We start from the raw sequence: 21,443 nt of genomic DNA on the forward strand, positions 1-21,443 counted from the left end.
AAAAATATGAGTAAAACAGTTAAACAACTTGCTAACGAGATTAGCACCCCGCTTGAACAGTTATTAAAACAACTTGCCGATGCCGGTATTAATAAAAAAGAAAGCGATCCGATTACGCTGGAAGAAGAAGGTCAGTTACTGAAATCGCTGAGCGGTGAAAGCGTAAAACCGAAAAAATTAACCTTACAGCGCAAAGAACGCAGCACCTTGAAAATTGCCGGCACTGGCGGCAAAAGCAAAGAAGTGCAAGTGGAAGTGCGCAAAAAACGCGTGATCAGCCCGACTTCAACCGAAGATCTCGCCAAGAAAAAAGCGGAAGAACAAGCGCGTTTAGAAGCGGAAGCACAAGCCAAGCGTGCGGCGGAAGAAAAAGCCAAAGCGGAAGCCGAAGCGAAGGCAAAACGTGAAGTGGAAGAAAAAGCTAAGCGCGAAGCCCGGCAAAAAGCGTCGTCAAGTGCGGTTAAAGCCGAAACGGAAAGTAAAAAAGCCGATCCGGAAAAAGAGAAGTTAAAAGCCGAAGAAGCGGAATTGCGTCGTAAAGCGGAAGAATTAGCGGCACAAAAAGCGGAGGAAAAAGCCCGTCAAGCAGCAGAAGAGGCACGCCGCTTAGCCGAAATGAGCGCAAGCAAAGAAGAGCCGGCAAAAGCGGATGATTCTGTGGTGGTGGATGCACATTTGACTTCACGTTATGCGCAAGAAGCAGAGGACGAAGAAACCCGTCGCACCGAAGGGCGTGGCCGTAATAATAAGAAAATCAATAAAGCCAAAAAAGGCGGACGTGATGACGACACCAATAAAACCGAGCGTGAAGCCAACCGTCGTAACCAGAAAAATATCCGCGGCGGTAAAAACCAGAAACGCGGCAGCTCGTTACAGCAAGAATTCACCAAACCGGCACAACCGGTGAACCGTGAAGTGGTGATCGGCGAAACCATTACGGTCGGCGAATTGGCGGCGAAAATGGCGGTGAAAGCGACCGAAGTGATCAAAACCATGATGGGTATGGGCGCAATGGCAACCATTAACCAAGTGATCGATCAAGAAACCGCACAATTGGTTGCGGAAGAAATGGGACACAAAGTGGTGTTGCGCCGTGAGAACGAATTGGAAGAATCCCTGTTGAGCGATCGCGATAATAATGCGGTTGAAGTGACGCGCGCGCCGGTGGTGACCATTATGGGACACGTTGACCACGGAAAAACCTCGTTATTGGATTACATTCGTAAAAGTAAGGTGGCTTCCGGCGAGGCGGGCGGCATTACCCAGCATATCGGTGCTTACCACGTTGAAACCGATAATGGCATGATTACGTTCTTGGATACCCCGGGACACGCCGCCTTTACTTCCATGCGCGCGCGCGGGGCGAAAGCGACGGACATCGTGGTATTGGTGGTGGCTGCCGATGACGGTGTAATGCCGCAAACCATCGAAGCGATCCAACACGCCAAAGCGGCACAAGTGCCGTTGGTGGTGGCGGTGAATAAAATCGATAAACCGGAAGCCGATCCGGATCGTGTGAAAAATGAATTGTCGCAATACGATGTGATTTCAGAAGAGTGGGGCGGTGATACCCAGTTTATTCACGTTTCCGCCAAACAAGGTTTGGGAATTGATGAGCTGTTGGAAGCGATTTTGATTCAATCCGAAGTCTTGGAGTTGACCGCGGTTACCGACGCAATGGCGAGCGGGGTGGTGATCGAGTCTTATTTGGATAAAGGACGCGGTCCGGTAGCGACGGTCTTAATCCAATCCGGTACGTTGCGTCGCGGTGATATTGTATTGTGCGGCTTGGAATATGGCCGTGTGCGTGCAATGCGTGATGAAAACGGTAAAGAAATCGAGCAAGCCGGCCCTTCAATTCCGGTGGAAATTTTAGGACTTTCCGGTGTACCGGCTGCCGGTGATGAGGCGACGGTGGTGCGTGATGAGAAGAAAGCGCGTGAAGTGGCATTACATCGTCAAGGTAAATTCCGCGAAGTCAAACTGGCGCGTCAGCAAAAAGCCAAACTGGAAAATATGTTCACCAACATGACCGAAGGCGATGTTGCGGAAGTGAATATCGTGGTCAAAGCCGATGTTCAAGGCTCGGTGGAAGCGATTTGCCAATCGTTGGTCGAGTTGTCAACCGACGAAGTGAAAGTGAAAATCGTTGGTTCCGGCGTGGGCGGTATCTCTGAGACCGACGCGACCTTGGCCGCGGCGTCAAATGCGATTTTGGTCGGCTTTAACGTGCGTGCCGACGCCTCGGCGCGCCGTGTGATTGAAGCGGAAAATATCGATTTGCGTTACTACTCGGTGATCTATGACCTGATCAACGAAGTGAAAGCGGCAATGAGCGGTATGCTGGCGCCGGAATTCAAGCAACAAATTATCGGCTTGGCGGAAGTGCGTGATGTGTTCCGTTCACCGAAACTGGGCGCAATCGCCGGTTGTATGGTGACCGAGGGTGTGGTGAAACGTAACAACCCGATCCGTGTGTTGCGCGATAACGTGGTGATTTACGAGGGCGAATTGGAATCCCTGCGCCGCTTTAAAGACGATGTCAACGAAGTGCGTAACGGCATGGAGTGCGGTATCGGCGTGAAAAACTACAATGACGTGCGGGTCGGCGACCAAATCGAGGTGTTTGAAACCATCGAGATTAAACGCAGTATTTAATCGCAAGGTTAGATTGCCGTGCACGTTTTTCAGCGTACACGGTTAAACACAGATGAGGGGCTTTGCCCCTGCCGAATCGGTTTGTCAGCAATGTAAGGGCGGATTAGATATCCGCCCGTTTACCAAGTGCGGTATAAACACTTAATCTACAATGGAAAAATGCGATGTGCAGCTTGGGCGGATATCTAATCCGCCCCTACTTTATTCGAAAACACCGCACTTTCGCTATGATGGAAAAATAAAATGGCAAGAGAATTCAGCCGCTCGCAAAGAGTGGCGCAAGAGATAAAAAAAGAGATCGCGTTGATTTTGCAACGCGAAGTCAAAGATCCGCGTATCGGCATGGTAACCGTGTCCGACGTAGAACTGTCGCGCGATTTGGTGTACGCCAAGGTATTCGTGACCTTCCTGTTTGACCAAGACGAGCAAGCGGTGCAACAAGGTATGGACGGTTTGCATAAGGCTTCGGGCTATATCCGTTCGTTATTGGGTAAAGCCATGCGCTTGCGTATCGTGCCGGAACTGCGTTTTGAGTATGATAATTCGCTGGTCGAAGGCATGCGGATGTCGAATCTGGTCAGCAAAGTGTTGAGCGAAGACAAAGCAAAACACAAAAATGACAAAGACGACAAGAACGAAGAAGACGGGCAGGACTAACAGCGTGTCAAAACCAAGAAAACGCGGGCGCGATATTGACGGCGTGGTGTTGTTGGACAAACCGCAAGGCTTCAGCTCCAACGACTTATTGCAAAAAGTAAAACGCCTGTATCAAGCCAATAAAGCCGGGCATACGGGGGCGCTGGATCCGTTGGCGACCGGGATGTTGCCGATCTGTTTAGGCGAAGCCACCAAGTTTTCGCAGTTTTTGCTGGATGCCGATAAACGCTATCGGGTTACGGCAAAATTGGGCGAGCGCACCGACACCTCCGATGCCGAGGGGCAGGTTGTCGAGGTGCGTGAGGTCAAGTGCGGTTTGGATGCGATTTTAGCTGCGCTACCGCACTTTCGCGGTGAATTGCAACAAGTACCGACCATGTTTTCCGCGTTGAAACATCAGGGCAAACCGTTGTATGAATATGCACGCGCCGGGATTACGGTGGCGCGCGAAGCACGTCCGATTACCATTTTTGCGTTGGAATTGATCGACTACCAAGCGCCGTTTTTAACCTTGGATGTACATTGTTCAAAAGGAACTTATATCCGCACCTTGGTTGATGATTTAGGCGAATATCTCGGTTGCGGCGCACATGTCACTGCGCTGCGCCGAAGTGTGGTCGCCGATTATCCGACTGAGGCGATGATGACCCTCGAACAGCTGCAACAGCTTGCCGAACAGCAGGATCTTGCTTTATTGGATCGGCATTTACTGCCAAGCGACACCGCCGTCGGCAAACTGCCGAAATTGGAACTGAATGCAGAACAAAGCGCGGCGATTGGTTTCGGGCAGCGCGTACGTTTTGATAATCCGCAAGGCTTGAGCGGGCAAGTGCGGTTATATAGTGCAAACCAACAATTTTTAGGCGTTGCCGAAATTCGCGATGATGTTATTCATCCGAAACGGTTGGTTAACCTATAACGTATAAAAAGCGTATTGATTAAATACGCTTCAGGCGGATGACAAAGTCTCTTTCTTTAATCATTTCCCTCCCTCCGCACGCGGAGGGAGAGAAGTCAGTTTGTCAGCAATCTCACGCGTATTGATTGAATCAATACGCTTCATGGGTTAAACCGCACTTTTACTGGTTAAACCGATATACACGCAGAATGCAAAACCGATGGCGATTGCATAAGGCGCCAGTTGCGTGATCCCCGCCGGGCTGCTTGCCAAGCTAAAGTTATGCGCAACCGCCGCGCCGACTAACATGCCGAGCAGAAAAACCGCCGAATCGTTATCGCCTTCGCCCAAATGTGCCAGCTGTTTGCCCGGGCAGCCGCCGCCGAGGGCGAAGCACAATCCCGATAGCGCCATTCCTAAGAAATTCCACAGATAGTCATTATGCGCAATCGGTTGATCAGCGAAGCCGAGTTTGAATTGCCCTAATAATACATTAGTTAACAGTGTGAAAAACACCAATGCGATAATCCCGTTTAACAGATAACTGTCACGGAATAGCACAAAATTGCGCACCGAACCGATAGAGCAAAAACGCGAACGCTGCATGACGATACCGACCAACACCCCGGCACCGAGCGAGAGCCATACGTCGGCGTGTTGTGCCGCCGGACCTTTTTCTGAGAAGAAGATCGGCAGGTTTTCGCCGACGCTGAATTTTGTCAGCAAGAAGAATAATAACAGCAAGGCGAAAATGGTCGGCAGCAGCCCGGCGGCTTTACTAATCGGATTGGCTTTGCCCAAGGAGAAACCGCGTTTAACGAAAATCAATGAAAACAGAATCCCGGCGATTAAACCTAAAATTCCGGCGATCGCGGTTAAATCGCCACCGCCAAGCCGCAGATAAGCGCGCCAAGGGCAACCGAGAAACACCAACGCGCCGAACATGGCAAAAATGCCAAGGGAAAAGCGGATTAAAGGGGAAGAACCGCCTTGCGGTTTGAATTCTTTCGCCAGCACCGCACTTGCCAAGGCGCCAAAGACTAAACCGATCAGTTCGGGACGAATATATTGAACCACCGCCGCACGATGAAAACCGAGTGCGCCGGCAGTGTCGCGGAGGAAGCAAGCCGCACAGAACCCCATATTGCCGGGATTACCGAAATGGACGAGAATGGGAGCAATGATACCAAGTGCAGCACCTGCAACCACAGGCCAAGTGAATAATTTCATGATTGAACCTTTGTGATATCAGAAGTTTAACGGATTGTATGTGAGCAAAAACAGACTGCTCGGTGGAGCCGGTTTCATTCTACAAAATAGAAACCTTAGATAAAATCAGGAAACTTCGGATTTGTGAGCTAAATCAGGATAAACCGGCGTTTCCGGTTAAAAATCCTTGATCTAGCCCAAAGAATTCACATAAAGTAGTGGTATCCGTTGGCAGAGGGTGTAAGATGTAACAATTTCATAACAATAGATTTAACGAATGTCTGTTATTAGCCTAAATACAAACCAAGCACGATTTACTCTACTTATTACTCACAATCATGATGACGAGGTGTAATGATGTCCGATTTCTTAACTACTTATCGAGCCCATGTCGCAGAACGGGCGCAACAAGGGGTTGTTGCCAAGCCGTTAGACGCGGAACAAACCGCACAGTTGGTGGAATTACTCAAAAAACCGCTGCCCGGTGAAGACGATTTTCTGCTGGAATTATTCGAAAATCGGGTGCCTGCCGGGGTGGATGAAGCGGCGTATGTCAAAGCCTCGTTTTTGTCGGCATTGGTGAGCGGCGATGTCAGTTCGCCGTTGATTTCGGCGGAAAGAGCGGTCGAGCTGCTCGGCACAATGCAGGGCGGCTATAATATCGAGCCGTTGTTGAAAGCATTGGATAATGAAAAATTGGCGCCGATTGCCGCAACCGCACTTTCATTCACTTTGTTGATGTTTGATAATTTTCATGATGTAGTGGAAAAAGCCAAAGGCGGTAATGCCTATGCCCAACAAGTGTTGCAATCATGGGCGGAGGCGGAGTGGTATCTGTCGCGCCCGAAACTCGCCGAAAAAATCACCGTTACGGTGTTTAAAGTCAGCGGCGAAACCAACACCGATGACCTCTCGCCGGCGCAAGACGCTTGGTCGCGTCCGGATATTCCGTTGCACGCGCTGTCGATGTTGAAAAATGAACGGGAAGGCATTCGGCCGGATCAAGCCGGTACAATCGGACCGATTAAGCAAATTAACGAATTGAAACAAAAAGGCTTTCCACTGGCGTATGTCGGCGATGTGGTCGGCACCGGTTCTTCACGCAAATCCGCCACCAACTCGGTGTTGTGGTTTATGGGCGACGACATTCCGTTTGTGCCGAACAAACGCGCCGGGGGCGTGGTGTTGGGCGGCAAAATCGCACCGATTTTCTTTAATACCTTGGAAGACGCCGGCGCGTTGCCGATTGAGGTTGATGTGAACAATCTGAATATGGGCGATGTGATCGATATTTATCCTTATCAAGGCAAAATTTGCCGTCACGACAACGGCGAATTAATCGCGGAATTCCGCTTAAAAACCAATGTGTTACTGGACGAAGTGCGCGCAGGCGGGCGGATTCCGCTGATTATCGGACGCGGTTTGACCCATAAGGCGCGTTGCGAATTGGGCTTACCGGAAAACGAGGTGTTTGCCAAACCGAAAGCCACCGAGCAGAGCAGCAAGGGCTTCACTTTGGCACAAAAAATGGTTGGGCGCGCCTGTGGCGTGGACGGCATTCGCCCGGGACAATATTGCGAACCGCGCATGACTTCGGTAGGCTCGCAAGATACCACCGGTCCGATGACCCGTGACGAGTTGAAAGATCTGGCGTGTTTAGGCTTTTCGACCGACTTGGTCATGCAATCGTTCTGTCACACCGCAGCCTATCCGAAGCCGGTCGATGTTACCACCCACCACACCTTGCCCGATTTTATTATGAACCGCGGCGGCGTGTCGTTGCGCCCGGGCGACGGTATTATCCACTCATGGCTGAACCGGATGTTGTTGCCGGATACCGTCGGCACCGGCGGCGATTCGCATACCCGCTTTCCAATCGGCATTTCCTTTCCGGCGGGTTCGGGTTTGGTCGCCTTTGCCGCCGCAACCGGCGTAATGCCGCTGGATATGCCGGAATCGGTGTTGGTGCGTTTCAGCGGCACAATGCAGCCGGGCATTACCCTGCGCGATTTGGTGCATGCGATTCCGTATTATGCCATTCAACAGGGGCTGCTGACGGTGGAGAAAAAAGGCAAGAAAAACATTTTCTCCGGGCGGATTTTGGAAATCGAAGGCTTGGAACAGCTGAAAATCGAACAGGCGTTTGAGCTGTCCGATGCGTCGGCGGAGCGTTCGGCGGCGGCGTGTACGATTAAGCTGGATAAAGAACCGATTATCGAATACCTCAACTCGAATATCACCTTGTTAAAATGGATGATTGCCGAAGGCTATGGTGATGTGCGTACGCTGGAACGTCGGATTAAAGGCATGCAAGCGTGGTTGGCCGAACCGCACTTGCTGCAAGCCGATGACGATGCGGAATATGCGGCGGTGATCGAGATTAACTTGGATGAGATCAAAGAGCCGATTTTGTGCGCGCCGAACGATCCGGACGACGCACGCAAACTGTCGGAAGTCGCAGGCGATAAAATCGACGAGGTGTTTATCGGTTCGTGTATGACCAATATCGGGCATTTCCGCGCGGCGGGCAAACTGTTGGATAAATTCAAAGAGGTGATTCCGACCCGTTTATGGGTTGCACCGCCAACCAAAATGGACGCGGCATTGTTGACCGAAGAGGGTTATTACAGCATTTTCGGCAAGAGCGGGGCGCGTATGGAAATGCCGGGCTGCTCGTTATGTATGGGCAATCAGGCGCGGGTGGCAAGCGGCGCGACGGTGGTGTCGACCTCAACCCGCAACTTCCCGAACCGTTTGGGACAAGGTGCGAATGTGTATCTTGCCTCGGCGGAATTGTCTGCAGTCGCTGCATTATTGGGGCGTTTGCCGACAGTGGAAGAATATTTAGCGTATGCCGCCGATCTGCAAAGCGACAAAGCGGATACTTACCGTTATATGAATTTTGACCAGATTAACAGCTACGTGAAAAAAGCCGATGAGGTGATTTTTCAAACCGCAGTGTAAAAGTGCGGTGTAAAATTCATCGTTAAGTCATATTTAGTCGTTATAATGCAATCCTCCGATTTGGGTCGGAGGATTTTTCTTTTTTGAAGCATTTTGGAGAGCAAATAATGCCAGCACGCTATTTAATTATCTTCGCGGTTGTGATTTTCACCGCACAACTGTTTATTTATGTTACCAACCGCGGCTTGCGTTGGTATCTCAAACCCTATATCGGGCAAAAGTGCGGTTTGATGTTGAGCATGCTGTTGTGGCTTGCGCCCAATATTTTAATGGTGATCACCGCCACGCGCGTTTTGCCGCAATTTAGAATCACCGCTTTTGTACTGTTTCTGCTGGCTTATGCCTTTATGCTCACACTTGGGTTATGGCTGATTCGTGGGTTGGTAAAACGTGTTATCGATCAAACCCGACTTGACCGCACTTTGCGTCTGAGCGCACCGTTGCTGTATCTGGCGATTATGGGTTTGGGCTTATACAATGCCTACACGCCGTATGTACGGCATTATGCGATTCAGAGTGACAAATTACAGGGCAGCTTGCGTATCGGCTTGGTGAGTGATTTACATTTGGGGCAGTTGTTCGGCGCGAAACAGTTAGACAAACTCGCCGAGATTATGCAGCAGCAACAAGTCGATATTATCTTAATGCCGGGCGATATTATGGACGATAATCTCGATTATTATTTAGCTGAGAATATGCAACCGCACTTGCAAAAATTGCAAGCGCCACAGGGAGTTTATGCTACGCTCGGCAACCATGATTTTTTCGGTGCGCAGCGGCAAATTCGGCAGGCATTACAAGCCGCCGGCGTGAATGTCTTAGCGGATGAAGCGGTCTTGATTGATGATCGTTTTGTGATCGTCGGACGCAACGATCATCTGGATAAAACTCGCTTGCCGCTTGATCAATTGTTGGCTTATTTACCTGAAGATAACAAATTGCGTATTTTACTTGATCACCGCCCGGACGATATTCGCGCCAACAGCGAGTTATCACTGGATCTGCAAGTCTCAGGGCACGCCCACAAAGGACAGGTTTTTCCGGCAAATTTGATTACCCGCATGATTTATCCGCTGGATCACGGCTACCTGAATTTAAATGACCGTCATTTTGTGGTCACTTCCGGTTATGGTTTTTGGGGCATTCCGTTCCGTATCGGCTCACAATCGGAAGTCGTGGTGGTTGATATAAATCGTTAGACATAAAAAAGTGCGATCATATTGACTGCACTTTTAGATTATTGACAAACTTACTTCTCTCCCTCCGCGTGCGGAGGGAGTACCATTTTTCGCAAGAAAAATGGGGAGGGAAATGATTAGAGAAAGAGACTTTGTCGTCAGCACTGAAGTGCAGTCAATTGTTATTGACCGCACTTTGTCTTTTTGAAATCAGCCTTATTCTTCAATTTGTGCTTCGGCTAATTCAGAATTTTCTTCGTCTTCATCCAAATCACAAATCGTTTCCAAGCTCACCACATGTTCATCTTCGGCGGTGCGGATCAGGCGCACGCCTTGGGTGTTGCGTCCGACGGTGCTGACCTCGCTGACGCGGGTGCGCACAAGCGTGCCGGCATCGGTGATCAGCATGATTTGATCGTTGTCTTCCACCTGCACCGCTGCTACCACTTTGCCGTTGCGCTCGCTGACTTTAATCGAGATCACGCCTTTGGTGTTACGCGATTTCGCCGGATATTCATCCAGTTTAGTACGTTTACCGTAACCGTTTTGGGTGGCGGTTAGAATTGCGCCGTCGTTTTTCGGCACAACCAACGACACCACTTTGTCGATATTCAGGTCAAGTGCGGTTTCCAAATCGTCATTGGCGCTGTCATCGTTATCCGTTTCATCATCGCTTAGGTCGTTAGTTAAGGCTAGCTTGATTCCACGCACACCGGTTGCCGTCCGTCCCATGGCACGCACCGCTTCTTCGCTGAAACGCACCACGCGCCCTTGTGAGGAGAACAACATGATTTCGTTGTCGCCTTCGGTGATATCCACCCCGATCAATTCATCGTTATCACGCAGGTTAATCGCAATCAAACCGTTGGCACGCGGGCGGCTGAACTCGGTCAGGGCTGTTTTCTTGACCGTACCGCTGGCGGTTGCCATAAAGATAAATTTGTTTTCCGCATATTCCGCGACCGGCAGAATGGCGGTGATCCGCTCATCAGGTTGCAACGGCAGAATATTGACAATCGGGCGACCACGCGCCCCGCGGCTGGCTTGCGGCAATTGGAACACACGCAGCCAATACAGGCGGCCACGGCTGGAAAAACAGAGAATGGTATCGTGGGTGTTGGCGACCAACAAGCGCTCGATAAAATCTTCTTCTTTCATTTTGGTAGCGGATTTGCCTTTGCCGCCGCGACGTTGGGCTTCGTAATCGGACAGCGGTTGATATTTAACATAGCCTTCGTGGGAAAGCGTGACCACCACATCTTCCGGCGCAATCAAATCTTCCAAATTAATATCAGCCGAACTGGCGGTGATTTCGGTACGGCGCGGATCGTTAAACTGGGTTTTGATCTCGTTTAATTCTTCGCGGATCACTTCCATCAAACGCTCAGGATTGTTCAGGATAAACAGCAATTCGCCGATAATATCCAACAAGCCTTTATATTCGTCGAGCAGTTTTTCATGTTCCAAGCCGGTCAGTTTTTGCAGGCGTAAATCCAAAATCGCTTGTGCTTGCACTTCGGTCAGGTAATACAAATTATCGCGAATGCCGTATTCGACCGCCAAATCTTCTGGACGCGCGGCATCGACACCGGCGGCTTCCAACATTTGCGCCACGTTGCCTAATTGCCACGCTTGCGACAATAAGCCCTCTTTTGCCACAGCCGGCGTTGGCGCACGGCGGATTAATTCGATAATCGGATCGATATTGGCGAGCGCAATCGCCAAGCCTTCTAAAATATGCGCACGTTCGCGCGCTTTGCGCAATTCGAACACGGTGCGGCGTGTCACCACTTCGCGGCGGTGCAGCACAAAGGCTTCGATTAATTGTTTTAAATTTAATAGTTTAGGCTGACCGTGATCCAACGCCACGGTGTTAATTCCGAAAGTAACCTGTAGCTGGGTTAAAGAATAGAGGTTATTCAGCACCACTTCGCCGACCGCATCACGTTTGATTTCAATTACGATCCGCATGCCGTCTTTGTCGGATTCGTCGCGCAATGCGCTGATACCTTCGACTTTTTTCTCTTTCACCAAATCGGCGATTTTTTCGATTAGGCGTGCCTTGTTCACCTGATACGGAATTTCATGCACGATAATGGTTTCTTTGCCTTTGCCGTCGGTTTCCACTTCGGCACGGGCGCGCACATAAATTTTACCGCGTCCGGTTTTGTAGGCGTCTTCAATCCCTTTGCGTCCGTTGATAATCGCCGCCGTCGGGAAGTCAGGTCCGGGAATGTAGGTCATCAACTCGTCAATGGTGATGTCGCTGTTGTCGATATAGGCCAAACAGCCGTCGATTACTTCGCCCAAATTGTGCGGCGGAATATTGGTCGCCATTCCGACCGCAATTCCGCTTGAACCATTGACCAACAACGCCGGAATGCGTGTCGGCAGCACTTCGGGAATTTGCTCCGAGCCGTCGTAATTCGGCACGAAATCGACGGTTTCTTTTTCCAAATCAGCTAATAACGAATGAGCGATTTTGGTCATGCGCACTTCGGTATAACGCATTGCCGCCGCAGAGTCGCCGTCAATCGAACCGAAGTTCCCTTGTCCGTCCACTAACATATAACGCAACGAGAACGGTTGTGCCATGCGCACGATGGTGTCGTAAACCGCACTATCGCCGTGCGGGTGGTATTTACCGATCACGTCGCCGACTACACGGGCGGATTTGCGATAAGGCTTATTGTAGTCGTAACCGCCGACATTCATGGCGAATAACACGCGACGATGTACCGGCTTTAAGCCGTCACGTACATCGGGCAAGGCACGCCCGACAATCACTGACATGGCATAATCGAGGTAGGAGGATTTTAATTCTTCTTCAATGTTGATAGGCGTGATGTCACTTGCTAATTCGCTCATTCAAAGTTTTCCTAATTGACTGAATGTAAAGCTCAAAAGCGATTCAAATAATTCTAAAACAACAGCTGAAATCGCAGATGAAAAGTGGGCGAATTATAGCATAAAACCGCCTTTTTCCCTAATTTTTATAGTGAATTTTCTGCAAGAATTCTGCATAATAAAAAATCGTTTGCACACGCCTGAGCAGGGGTAAAGTGCGGTTATCAGCAGAATAAAAAATAGGCAATTTTATGCAACATGCAAGCCAGCAAAATGTCGATCAACACGAAATCGAAAAGTTCGCCAAAATGGCACACAGTTGGTGGGATCCTGAGGGCGATTTCAAACCGATCCATCGTTTGAATCCGCTGCGTTTGGATTATATTTTGCGCCAAGCCAACGGCTTATTCGGCAAGCGTGTGCTTGATGTCGGCTGTGGCGGCGGGATTTTGTCGGAAAGTATGGCACGGCAGGGCGCACAGGTCACCGGAATAGATATGTCGCCGCAACCGTTGCAAATCGCACGCGAACATGCGGCGCAAAGCGGCTTGCAGCTTGATTACCGCCAAACCACGATTGAGGATTTTTTAGCAGAGATACAGCAAACGCAAGCGGAAAAATTTGATGTGATCACCTGCATGGAAATGTTGGAACACGTGCCGGATCCAAGTGCGGTGGTGGCAAGTTGTCAAGCTTTGCTGAAAGACGATGGCGTGCTGTTTTTCTCGACGATAAACCGCACGTTGAAAGCCTGGACGTTAGTGGTGGTCGGGGCGGAATATGTGTTGAAAATGCTGCCGAAAGGCACGCACGATTACGACAAGTTTATCAAACCGGCAGAGCTGATGGCGTGGTGCGACGAGGCGGATTTAAGTTGTTTTGACAGCGTGGGTTATCACTATAATCCGTTAAGCGGACGTTTTTGCTTGAATAATGACGTGAGTGCGAATTATATGGTGGCGGTTCGGAAGAAATAGATACTAAACAAGCGAATAAAAAACCGCACTTTTAAGTGCGGTTTGACGAGTTTATTTGGCTTCTGACTTACTTTTTATTCGGCTCGTCACAATTTTTGATATTGTTGCATTTGCCGTACAAATATAAGCTGTGGTTTTCCAGTTGGATACCGAACTCTTTGCTGATCTCTTTTTGGCGTTTTTCGATCACGTCGTCGCTGAATTCAATCACTTTGCCGCAATCCATACAGATAATGTGATCGTGGTGATCGACCGGCGCGAGCTCAAATACCGATTTATTGCCTTCGAAGTTGTGACGGGTCAGAATATTGGCTTCATCAAACTGGTTTAACACGCGGTAAACCGTTGCCAAGCCGATTTCTTCGCCTTGCTCCAACAGCATTTTATAGATGTCTTCGGCAGAGAAATGTTGGTATTCGGTGTTGTGGTTGCTTTGCATCAACGCCAAAATTTTTAAGCGCGGTTCGGTAATTTTTAAACCGGCTTTTTTTAATAGTTTCATGTTCTCTTCAGACATAATAACCTCGTGTTGACTAACGGTTGGATATTGAATTTAACAAAATTATAACATAAATAATTCTATTTGATTCAACTTTATTCCTTATATTCTATGTGGAATACTTCTCAATTGCAAATAGTGGTCTAAAATATTACCGATAGGTTTTAACGATTAAACCAGTTCGGCCAGATACATTTCAGCATAAATTTGTTTGACCCAATCGCTGACGCGTTGCTCGGTCAGTTCCGGCTGGCGGTCTTCGTCGATACACAAGCCGACAAATTTATCGCCGTCCACCAGCGCTTGCGAAGCTTCAAAGTTATAGCCGTCGGTCGGCCAATGCCCGACAATGGTGGCGCCGTGCGGTTCGATAATGTCGCGCACCGTGCCCATTGCGTCGCAGAAATATTCGGCATAGTCTTCTTGGTCGCCGCAACCGAAAATGCCGACGATTTTATCGCTGAAGTCGATCTCTTCCAGCGTCGGGAAAAAGTCGTCCCAGTCCGCTTGCGCTTCGCCGTAGTACCAAGTCGGAATACCGATTAAAATAAAATCATAGGCTTCAATGTCTTCTTTGCTACTTTTGGCAATATCACGAATATCGACGATGTTATCACCCAATTTCTTTTGGATCATTTTTGCGATATTTTCGGTGTTGCCGGTGTCGCTGCCATAAAATAAACCCACAAGTGCCATGTTTTGTATCCTATTTTTGTTGTTTTAATGCGAAATATTCGTTCAAAATATTCTCAATTAATTGCGCGCGATTGATTGCCTGCTGTTGCGCCAGTTGCTGTAAGCGTTCAATCAGATCGGTATGCAATTTCAATTCAACCCGCTTTAAACCGGAGGCTTTGTCGCGCCGCAGTTGATTGCGTTTATTGATACGGGCTTGTTGTTCTCTACTCAGCGGATTGGTTTTAGGTCTGCCGACTTTGGGTAGATTATGGAATAAATCCAATGTTATGCAATCTGCTTCTTGTTTTGCCATAAGCCTGTCGTCATCAACTGATCAAAAGAGTAACTTAATTGAGAATGATAAGCCACTTACTATAGCATAATTTTTTTTAAAGATAAATCGTCCGCCTCGGTATCAATCCAGTGCCAAAAAGCGATTAATCGCACTGATGACGGCACTTGGGTGTTCTGCGTGAATCCAGTGCGAACCTTGGGCGATTAAAAACGAAGTCGCGCGCGGTAATTGTGCCAAGATGGTTGCGCGGTGTTCGGCAAGAATATAATTGGATTTGCCGCCTTTGATAAATAAGGTCGCAACATCGCACTGAATCGGCTGCCAATCCATTAAATGCGGATAGTTTTGATAAAGTGCGGTCAGGTTGAACAAAAACGACTGCTCGTCTTTTGCCGAGAAAGATTTCAAGATGAATTGTTGTACGCCTTCGTTTTGGATGTAACGGTTGAGGAGCGGTTTGGCCTGCTGTCGGCTGGCGGGGCGCGCCTCTTTCACTGCAAATAAGGCGGCGAAGACATTATCATGGTGATGTTCGCCGTAGGCAACCGGCGCGATATCCAGCACCACCAGCTTTTCCACCCGCTGCGGAATCTGTGCCGCCACGCGCATTGCCGTTTTGCCGCCCATCGAATGCCCGATCAAAATCACGTTTTGCAACTGTAAATGATCTAACAGGCGGATCACGTCGTCCGCCATTAATTCATAATTCATTTCTTCGCTGTGAAAACTGTGTCCGTGGTTGCGCAAATCAATCCGCAAGGTGGGAAATTGCCCGCTGTAGGCGCGGGCGATCACGCCTAAATTATTCATATCTCCGAACAGCCCGTGCAGAAAAACGAAGGTGGGCAACGTGCGCTTATCCGCGGGTGCTGACGGTTGTTCGAATCGGTAGTTTAACTGTTGTTTCGGTAATGGATTTTCATTCATTGGCTATTGCGATGTCTCGGTTTAATGTTGATGATTAATGTTGCCGAAATGGGTATAATGTGCCAAATTAGCAGGCGAATCAAGCTGTCCGTTAAATTCGGAGAGTGAAAACAGGGTTTGCAGCGCGACGGACAAAGTAAAAGAAGGAGAGCACGATGAAAATTATTGAAGTTGATGAAGAACTTTATCAGTATATTGCCGCCAATACGCAATCAATTGGAGAAAGCGCGTCTGATATTTTACGTCGCCTTTTGAATTTTTCGTCGTCGAATACACATCCGCAGTCAAAAGAAGAACCGTTGCCGGCGGTAGAAACAGGAATATCTACAGATAAAGCGCAAGCGCCTGCGAAAACGGCGAATGGGCACGAAACGACACCTCCGCCGCCGAAGAAACAATCTGACGAAGCGATTCAACGGGTGGTGGCGCGCCTGACCAATGTGTTGCAGTCCGATGATTTCCAGCAGGAAAGCAAGGGGGTGGTGCGCTTTTTAATGATTCTGACCGCACTTTATCGTGCCAATCCGGAAAGTTTCGCCCAAGCCGCCGAATCGCTGCAAGGCCGCACCCGAATTTACTTTGCCCGTGACGAAGCCACTTTATTGCAGGCGGGCAACCACACCAAACCGCGGCAAATTCCGGAAAGTCCGTATTGGGTGATCACCAACACCAACAGTCAACGCAAAATGCTAATGTTGGAGGGGGCGATGAATTCAATGCATTTGCCGCCGGAATTGGTGGATGAAGTGAGAAGTTATTTTGCAGTCTAGATGATGGAACAAATTGTCACTGCGTTGGCTCGTTTAACCGTAAATGAAGCGTGCGCGATTGAATATTCGCCGACTAGCCTGCCGCTAAAAGCAAGCCGGAGTGGAGTTTGTGAAAACTTGGATTCCGACTTGCTTTTGTCGTCTCTCGCAACGGCAACGGGCGCAACGCAAACCGCACTTGAGTTAAGCTGGCGGCAGGTTTTTTGTGCGGTGGATCAGTTGGCGGATCAACTGGCGGCGCAAGGGATACGGCCCGGTGACGGGATCGGGCTGATTGGTAAAAACAGCTTGCCGCAATTGTTATTGTATCTGGCAGGGTTGTCGCTTGGCGCGCGGGTGATGGCGGTGAATCCGCAATTTCCGGCGGAAAAAATCGAACGGCTTTTCCAACAAAATCATATTGGTTATTACTTTTCCCCGTGCACTGCCGCTTTTTCTTGCCGGCGTATCGTACTGAATGCGCTGGGATTTGAAGCGGATTATCGGCGTCAAACCGCACTTTTATGGCAGCGGGGTTACAGCATGACCCTGACTTCCGGCTCCGGCGGAGAGCCGAAAGCAGTGGTACACGATATTCGGGCGCATTGGCAAAATGCGTTGGGCGTGAATGAATTTTTAGCATTTACACATGACAACGCATGGCTGCTGTCGCTGCCGTTATATCATGTTTCGGGGCAGGGCATTGTGTGGCGTTGGCTGGGTGCGGCAGCGTGTTTACACTTTGGCGCCGCGGATTTTTACCAAGCTATCGGCAAAGTCAGCCATGTCTCGTTAGTGCCGACCCAATTGCAACGCTATTTGGATTATTTATCCGACCGCAATCTGCCGCCGCAAACGGTTCGAACCGAAGCGATTTTATTGGGCGGAGCGCATATTGATCCTGAACTGTGCCGTCGGGCATACGCCGCCGGGCTAAAAACCTTCAGCGGCTACGGCATGACAGAAATGGCGTCGACCGTTTTTGTGCGCAGAAATGATCCGCAACAGGCTGAAGTGCGGTTATTGCGGGGGCGCGAGCTGTGTATTCGTGACGGCGAAATTTGGTTGCGCGGCGCCGGGCTGGCGGCGGGGTATTGGCAACAGGGAAAAATTATGCCGTTGTTGAACGCTGAAGGCTGGTATCAGACTAAGGATAGAGGACATTGGCAAAACGGCGAATTACAGGTGCTGGGGCGGATTGACAATTTGTTTATTTCCGGCGGTGAAAATATTCAGCCGGAAGAGATTGAAAGTGTGTTGCAACAGTTTCCGTTGATTGAACAAGTGGTGGTGCTGCCGCTTGCCGATATGGAATTCGGCGCGCGTCCGGTTGCGATGCTCCGTTTTAACCAACCGTTTTCAACCGTATTAGTGGCGCAAGTGCGGTCTTGGTTACAAACGAGAATCGAACGGTTTAAGCAGCCGATAGCCTATTATCCGTTGCCGCGGAACGATGATCCGAATCAAATCAAAATTTCACGTAAGCGGTTATTACAGGATTTACAACAACAGTTGCAATCTACGCAACCGTCAGAATGAGCAGGATATAATGAAAAAACGTTTTTGGATTTTATTTTCGATTTTTAGTCTACTGTTTGCCGGTCAGATAGCGGCTGCCGCCACAGAATCACCGCTACCGACCAAGCCTGAGCTTGAAGCGGCAATCAGTGCGGCGGAAAGTAATGAGAACAAAACCCCGGACAATGCGTTATTGCTGAATAATCTGCGCGATACCGTCAGCTTGTTGGAACAAATTGAACAGCAAAAAAGCCTGATTGGTACGCTGCAAAAAACCATCGACGGGGCGGATCAGGCTATTGCCGCCAGTCAGGATAATCTGAATCGATTGAATCAGAGTGACGGCATTGAAGTGAGTTCAAAAAAATGGAACGAGATGTCTCTGGCCGAGTTGAATCAAATACAGAGTGAAAACGAGCAGCAATTACAACAAATCCAAAGCGATTTAAGCAATTTAAACGGCTTGTTGGTGGCGCAGCGTTCGGTGCCGGAGCGGGTGCAAACCGCACTTGCCGATAATTTGGCACGCAGTCAACAGCTGAATAAATTGCTGTTCAGCGCCCAAGTCAGCCCCTCTTTGGCGAATAAATATCACGCCGAGTTACGTTTGATTGAATTGAAAAATCAATATAATCAATTGAGTTTAAATGGTAATTCTAAACTGACTTCGCTCTATGAATCGGAAGTGGCGGAAAAAACGCTGGAGCAAAAACAGCAACAAGAGCTCCAAGCGGCGCTGGCGGAAAAAATCAGTGCATTGCGGCTACAACAATCACAGCGGCAAGTAGCCGAATTGGAACAAAGCAGCAGTGGCGGTAATGACGATGGTAATCAATGGTTGCGCCAAGAAGCGGCGATCAATACGCAAGTCAGCCAATTTTTATTAACGCAGACTAATAATCATAACCAGTTGGTACAAGACGGGCTGCGTATTCGCAATACCTTGGATAATTTGCTGCAAACTCAGCGCAATATTGATGAACAAATCAGCGCGTTGCAAGGTACGTTGGTGCTGTCACGCATTATTAACAAGCAGCGGCAGGCACTGCCGAAAGATAGTCTGATCAGCGGCTTGGCAAAGCGGATCACCGATTTGCGGGTGCAGATTTTTGATATGAACGAACGGCGTGATGCACTATACAATACTGCCGATTATATCGCCAATTTGGAATGGGATCATAAGACCCGCTTCACCGACGCAGAAAAAGCGCAACTGACCACGATTTTGCAAGATCGACGTAAATTGCTGACCGATGTGATTACCGAGCTGAATGCGCAACTCAACCAATCGATCAATATTGATTTGAATCAACAGCAGGTGATTAGTATCAGTAACGAGCTGCAAAATAAATTGGAACAGCAGAGTTTTTGGGTGAAAAGTAATAATCCGATTGATTTTGATTGGTTTGCCCGTTTTTCAGGGGGAGTCAAAATGCAATTGGCGCAAATTGTCAAATTGCTGGATTTCAGCAATTGGCGCGATTACCTCTTGCCTATCGGTTCGTTGGTCGGTTTTTTATTGTTATTGGCGGCGGGGATTAACTGGCGCAAAACTTGGTTCAAACGTGAAATCAGCTGGCATAACAGTAAAGTCAACACCTTGAGCGGCGATAATCAATGGCGTACGTTGATTGTGTTGTTTTACACCTTGATCTTAGCGCTACCGAGCACCTTGTTATTTTTGTCAACGCTGATTTTAATCATCTATTTCTGTTTCCATCATCCACTGGGATTGTTACCGTGGGCGTTAAAAATGGCGGCGTTTTGGTTCTTTATTGCCTTTACCTTGTCGTTATTGCGTCCAAACGGAATTGCACACCGTCATTTTAATTTTTCCGCGACGACTAATGCGTTGTTCCGCAATACGCTGCGCCGTTCGATCCCGATTCTGGCGGTATTGTTGAACGCTTCGATTTTCACCTCTCTGGATACCGGCATTGCAAATGATATGCTAGGGGAAACATTGGTGATCACTGCGCTGTTACTGTTTTTATTCCAAATCAGACCCGGCTTCAGCAGTGCTATCGACAGTGTTAATCGTGAGGCGTCTGAGGATAACGGGCAAGAGCGGACGACATACCCGAAACTGTTTAAATTTCTGAGAATCTTGCTGGTGCTGCTGCCGATTATCTTGATTGTCTTAATCGGTTTGGGTTATTACTACACGGCATTGATCTTGATTCGGCATATCATTTCCACCTATGTAGTGCTGATTCTTTGGGTGAATTTGCGCGAAATGACGCACCGTGCGATTCGGGTTTCCGCCCGCCAACTTGCTTACCGCCGCCTGAAAGAAAAACGGCAACAGCAGCAAAACAAAGAAGAGAATGCGGAAAACACCGTGCATGGCGAAGATCTGGTGATTGATGCGCAAGATGAAAAAATTGCCTTGGCGACGGTCAACCAGCAAGTGACTAAAATTACGGATATTGCCCTGTGGTTGTTACTAATCGGATTGTTTTATTGGGTATGGGCGGATTTGCTCGGGGTGGCGGTTTATCTGGATAACATCAGTTTGTGGCAGCAGACTTCGACTGACGCCAATGGTACAACGGTGCTGGAGTCGGTTACTTTACTTAATTTCTTGACCTCGATAGTGATTTTATGGGGAACCTATTTGGTCGTCCGCAATTTGAACGGGGTGTTGGAGATCCTGATTTTTTCCCGGGTGCAATTGTCGCAAGGCTCGCCTTATGCGATTACCACCATTCTCAGTTATTTATTCGTCGCCCTCGGTGCCGGAACCGCATTTTCGACCTTAGGCATGTCGTGGAGTAAATTACAGTGGCTGTTTGCCGCCTTGTCGGTCGGTTTAGGCTTTGGTTTACAGGAGATTTTCGCCAACTTTGTTTCGGGGATTATCATTTTGTTCGAACGCCCGGTACGGATTGGGGATTTGGTGACGATTGGCGAATTCAGCGGTACGGTATCGAAAATCCGCATTCGCGCCACGACGATTGTGGATTTTGACGGTAAAGAAGTGATTGTGCCGAATAAAGCGTTTGTAACCGAGCGCTTGACCAACTGGTCATTGAGCAATACCACCACACGAATAGTATTGAAAATCGGCGTTGCCTACGGTTCCGATGTGGAATTAACCAAAACATTATTATTGCAAGCGGCGGACGAATCGCCTTATGCCTTGAAAGACCCGGCGCCGGTGGTGTACTTCCTGGCATTTGGCGCCAGCACCCTGGATCATGAATTGCGGGTTTATGTGAATAAAACCAACGAACGTAATCCGACCATCGATTTTCTGAATCGCAGGATTGATCAATTATTTACGGAAAACAAGATTGATATCGCCTTTAATCAGCTCGATGTGTATATTAAAAATTTGGATAACGGGCAACAGTTGCCAATTAAAACGGATAATCAATAAGGAAACA

Annotated in this window: 15 protein-coding genes; 9 read left to right on the plus strand and 6 right to left on the minus strand. The window is 48.8% G+C overall.

Annotated elements, in window-relative coordinates:
- The first annotated feature begins 6 nt into the window (after window positions 1-6).
- The 3 genes from infB to truB all read left to right on the plus strand — a co-directional run bounded on the left by infB (window position 7) and on the right by truB (window position 4,234).
- Window positions 7-2,658 (plus strand): translation initiation factor IF-2, encoded by a 2,652-nt coding sequence (gene infB / locus ACQ31U_RS08355; RefSeq protein WP_431051096.1) that lies wholly within the window; start codon window positions 7-9, stop codon window positions 2,656-2,658.
- A gap of 243 nt (window positions 2,659-2,901) precedes the next feature.
- On the plus strand, window positions 2,902-3,315 hold the full coding sequence (gene rbfA / locus ACQ31U_RS08360) for a 30S ribosome-binding factor RbfA (protein WP_431051098.1): 414 nt from the start codon (window positions 2,902-2,904) through the stop codon (window positions 3,313-3,315).
- Between the two features lie 4 nt (window positions 3,316-3,319).
- Window positions 3,320-4,234: a tRNA pseudouridine(55) synthase TruB gene (gene truB / locus ACQ31U_RS08365; protein WP_431051100.1), complete on the plus strand. Its 915-nt coding sequence runs from the start codon at window positions 3,320-3,322 to the stop codon at window positions 4,232-4,234.
- Between the two features lie 147 nt (window positions 4,235-4,381).
- Here truB and yedE read toward each other — a convergent pair whose 3' ends face one another.
- Window positions 4,382-5,443, minus strand: a complete 1,062-nt coding sequence (gene yedE / locus ACQ31U_RS08370; protein WP_431051102.1) for a YedE family putative selenium transporter — start codon at window positions 5,441-5,443, stop codon at window positions 4,382-4,384.
- A gap of 336 nt (window positions 5,444-5,779) precedes the next feature.
- On the opposite strand from yedE, the gene acnB reads away from it, so the two are divergent.
- The gene (gene acnB / locus ACQ31U_RS08375) at window positions 5,780-8,386 is read left to right on the plus strand and encodes a bifunctional aconitate hydratase 2/2-methylisocitrate dehydratase (protein WP_431054315.1); all 2,607 of its coding nucleotides are present in this window, start codon (window positions 5,780-5,782) and stop codon (window positions 8,384-8,386) included.
- Window positions 8,387-8,493: 107 nt separating this feature from the next.
- Window positions 8,494-9,585: a metallophosphoesterase gene (locus ACQ31U_RS08380; RefSeq protein WP_431051104.1), complete on the plus strand. Its 1,092-nt coding sequence runs from the start codon at window positions 8,494-8,496 to the stop codon at window positions 9,583-9,585.
- A gap of 195 nt (window positions 9,586-9,780) precedes the next feature.
- On the opposite strand, the gene gyrA is transcribed toward ACQ31U_RS08380, so the two are convergent.
- Window positions 9,781-12,432: a DNA topoisomerase (ATP-hydrolyzing) subunit A gene (gene gyrA / locus ACQ31U_RS08385; RefSeq protein WP_431051106.1), complete on the minus strand. Its 2,652-nt coding sequence runs from the start codon at window positions 12,430-12,432 to the stop codon at window positions 9,781-9,783.
- Window positions 12,433-12,662: 230 nt separating this feature from the next.
- Here gyrA and ubiG point away from each other — a divergent pair, with 230 nt between their 5' ends.
- Entirely contained in the window at window positions 12,663-13,388 is a 726-nt protein-coding gene (gene ubiG, locus ACQ31U_RS08390; RefSeq protein WP_431051108.1) for a bifunctional 2-polyprenyl-6-hydroxyphenol methylase/3-demethylubiquinol 3-O-methyltransferase UbiG, read from the plus strand.
- Window positions 13,389-13,455: 67 nt separating this feature from the next.
- On the opposite strand, the gene fur is transcribed toward ubiG, so the two are convergent.
- The 4 genes from fur to ACQ31U_RS08410 form a co-directional block, all read right to left on the minus strand.
- Window positions 13,456-13,905, minus strand: coding sequence for a ferric iron uptake transcriptional regulator (gene fur / locus ACQ31U_RS08395; protein ID WP_431051110.1), 450 nt, complete (start codon window positions 13,903-13,905; stop codon window positions 13,456-13,458).
- A gap of 153 nt (window positions 13,906-14,058) precedes the next feature.
- Complete coding sequence (gene fldA / locus ACQ31U_RS08400; RefSeq protein ID WP_431051112.1) at window positions 14,059-14,583, minus strand: flavodoxin FldA; 525 nt, start codon at window positions 14,581-14,583, stop codon at window positions 14,059-14,061.
- Window positions 14,584-14,593: 10 nt separating this feature from the next.
- The gene (gene ybfE, locus ACQ31U_RS08405) at window positions 14,594-14,878 is read right to left on the minus strand and encodes a LexA regulated protein (RefSeq protein ID WP_431051114.1); all 285 of its coding nucleotides are present in this window, start codon (window positions 14,876-14,878) and stop codon (window positions 14,594-14,596) included.
- 102 nt (window positions 14,879-14,980) lie between these two features.
- A complete protein-coding gene (locus tag ACQ31U_RS08410) occupies window positions 14,981-15,787 on the minus strand; it encodes an alpha/beta fold hydrolase (protein WP_431051116.1) in 807 nt (268 codons plus the stop codon).
- 155 nt (window positions 15,788-15,942) lie between these two features.
- Between ACQ31U_RS08410 and seqA the strand changes: the two genes are divergently transcribed.
- Genes seqA through mscK form a run of 3 tightly spaced genes read left to right on the plus strand, consistent with a single transcriptional unit; the run spans window position 15,943 to window position 21,436 of the window.
- Entirely contained in the window at window positions 15,943-16,557 is a 615-nt protein-coding gene (gene seqA / locus ACQ31U_RS08415; protein WP_431051118.1) for a replication initiation negative regulator SeqA, read from the plus strand.
- A complete protein-coding gene (menE, locus tag ACQ31U_RS08420) occupies window positions 16,558-18,075 on the plus strand; it encodes an o-succinylbenzoate--CoA ligase (protein ID WP_431051120.1) in 1,518 nt (505 codons plus the stop codon). It begins immediately after the preceding gene.
- Between the two features lie 10 nt (window positions 18,076-18,085).
- Window positions 18,086-21,436, plus strand: a complete 3,351-nt coding sequence (mscK, locus tag ACQ31U_RS08425; RefSeq protein ID WP_431051122.1) for a mechanosensitive channel MscK — start codon at window positions 18,086-18,088, stop codon at window positions 21,434-21,436.
- Window positions 21,437-21,443: the final 7 nt, after the last annotated feature.

Origin of the sequence: Testudinibacter sp. TW-1 (genome assembly GCF_050613185.1) — a bacterium.
Classification (GTDB): Bacteria; Pseudomonadota; Gammaproteobacteria; order Enterobacterales; family Pasteurellaceae; genus Chelonobacter.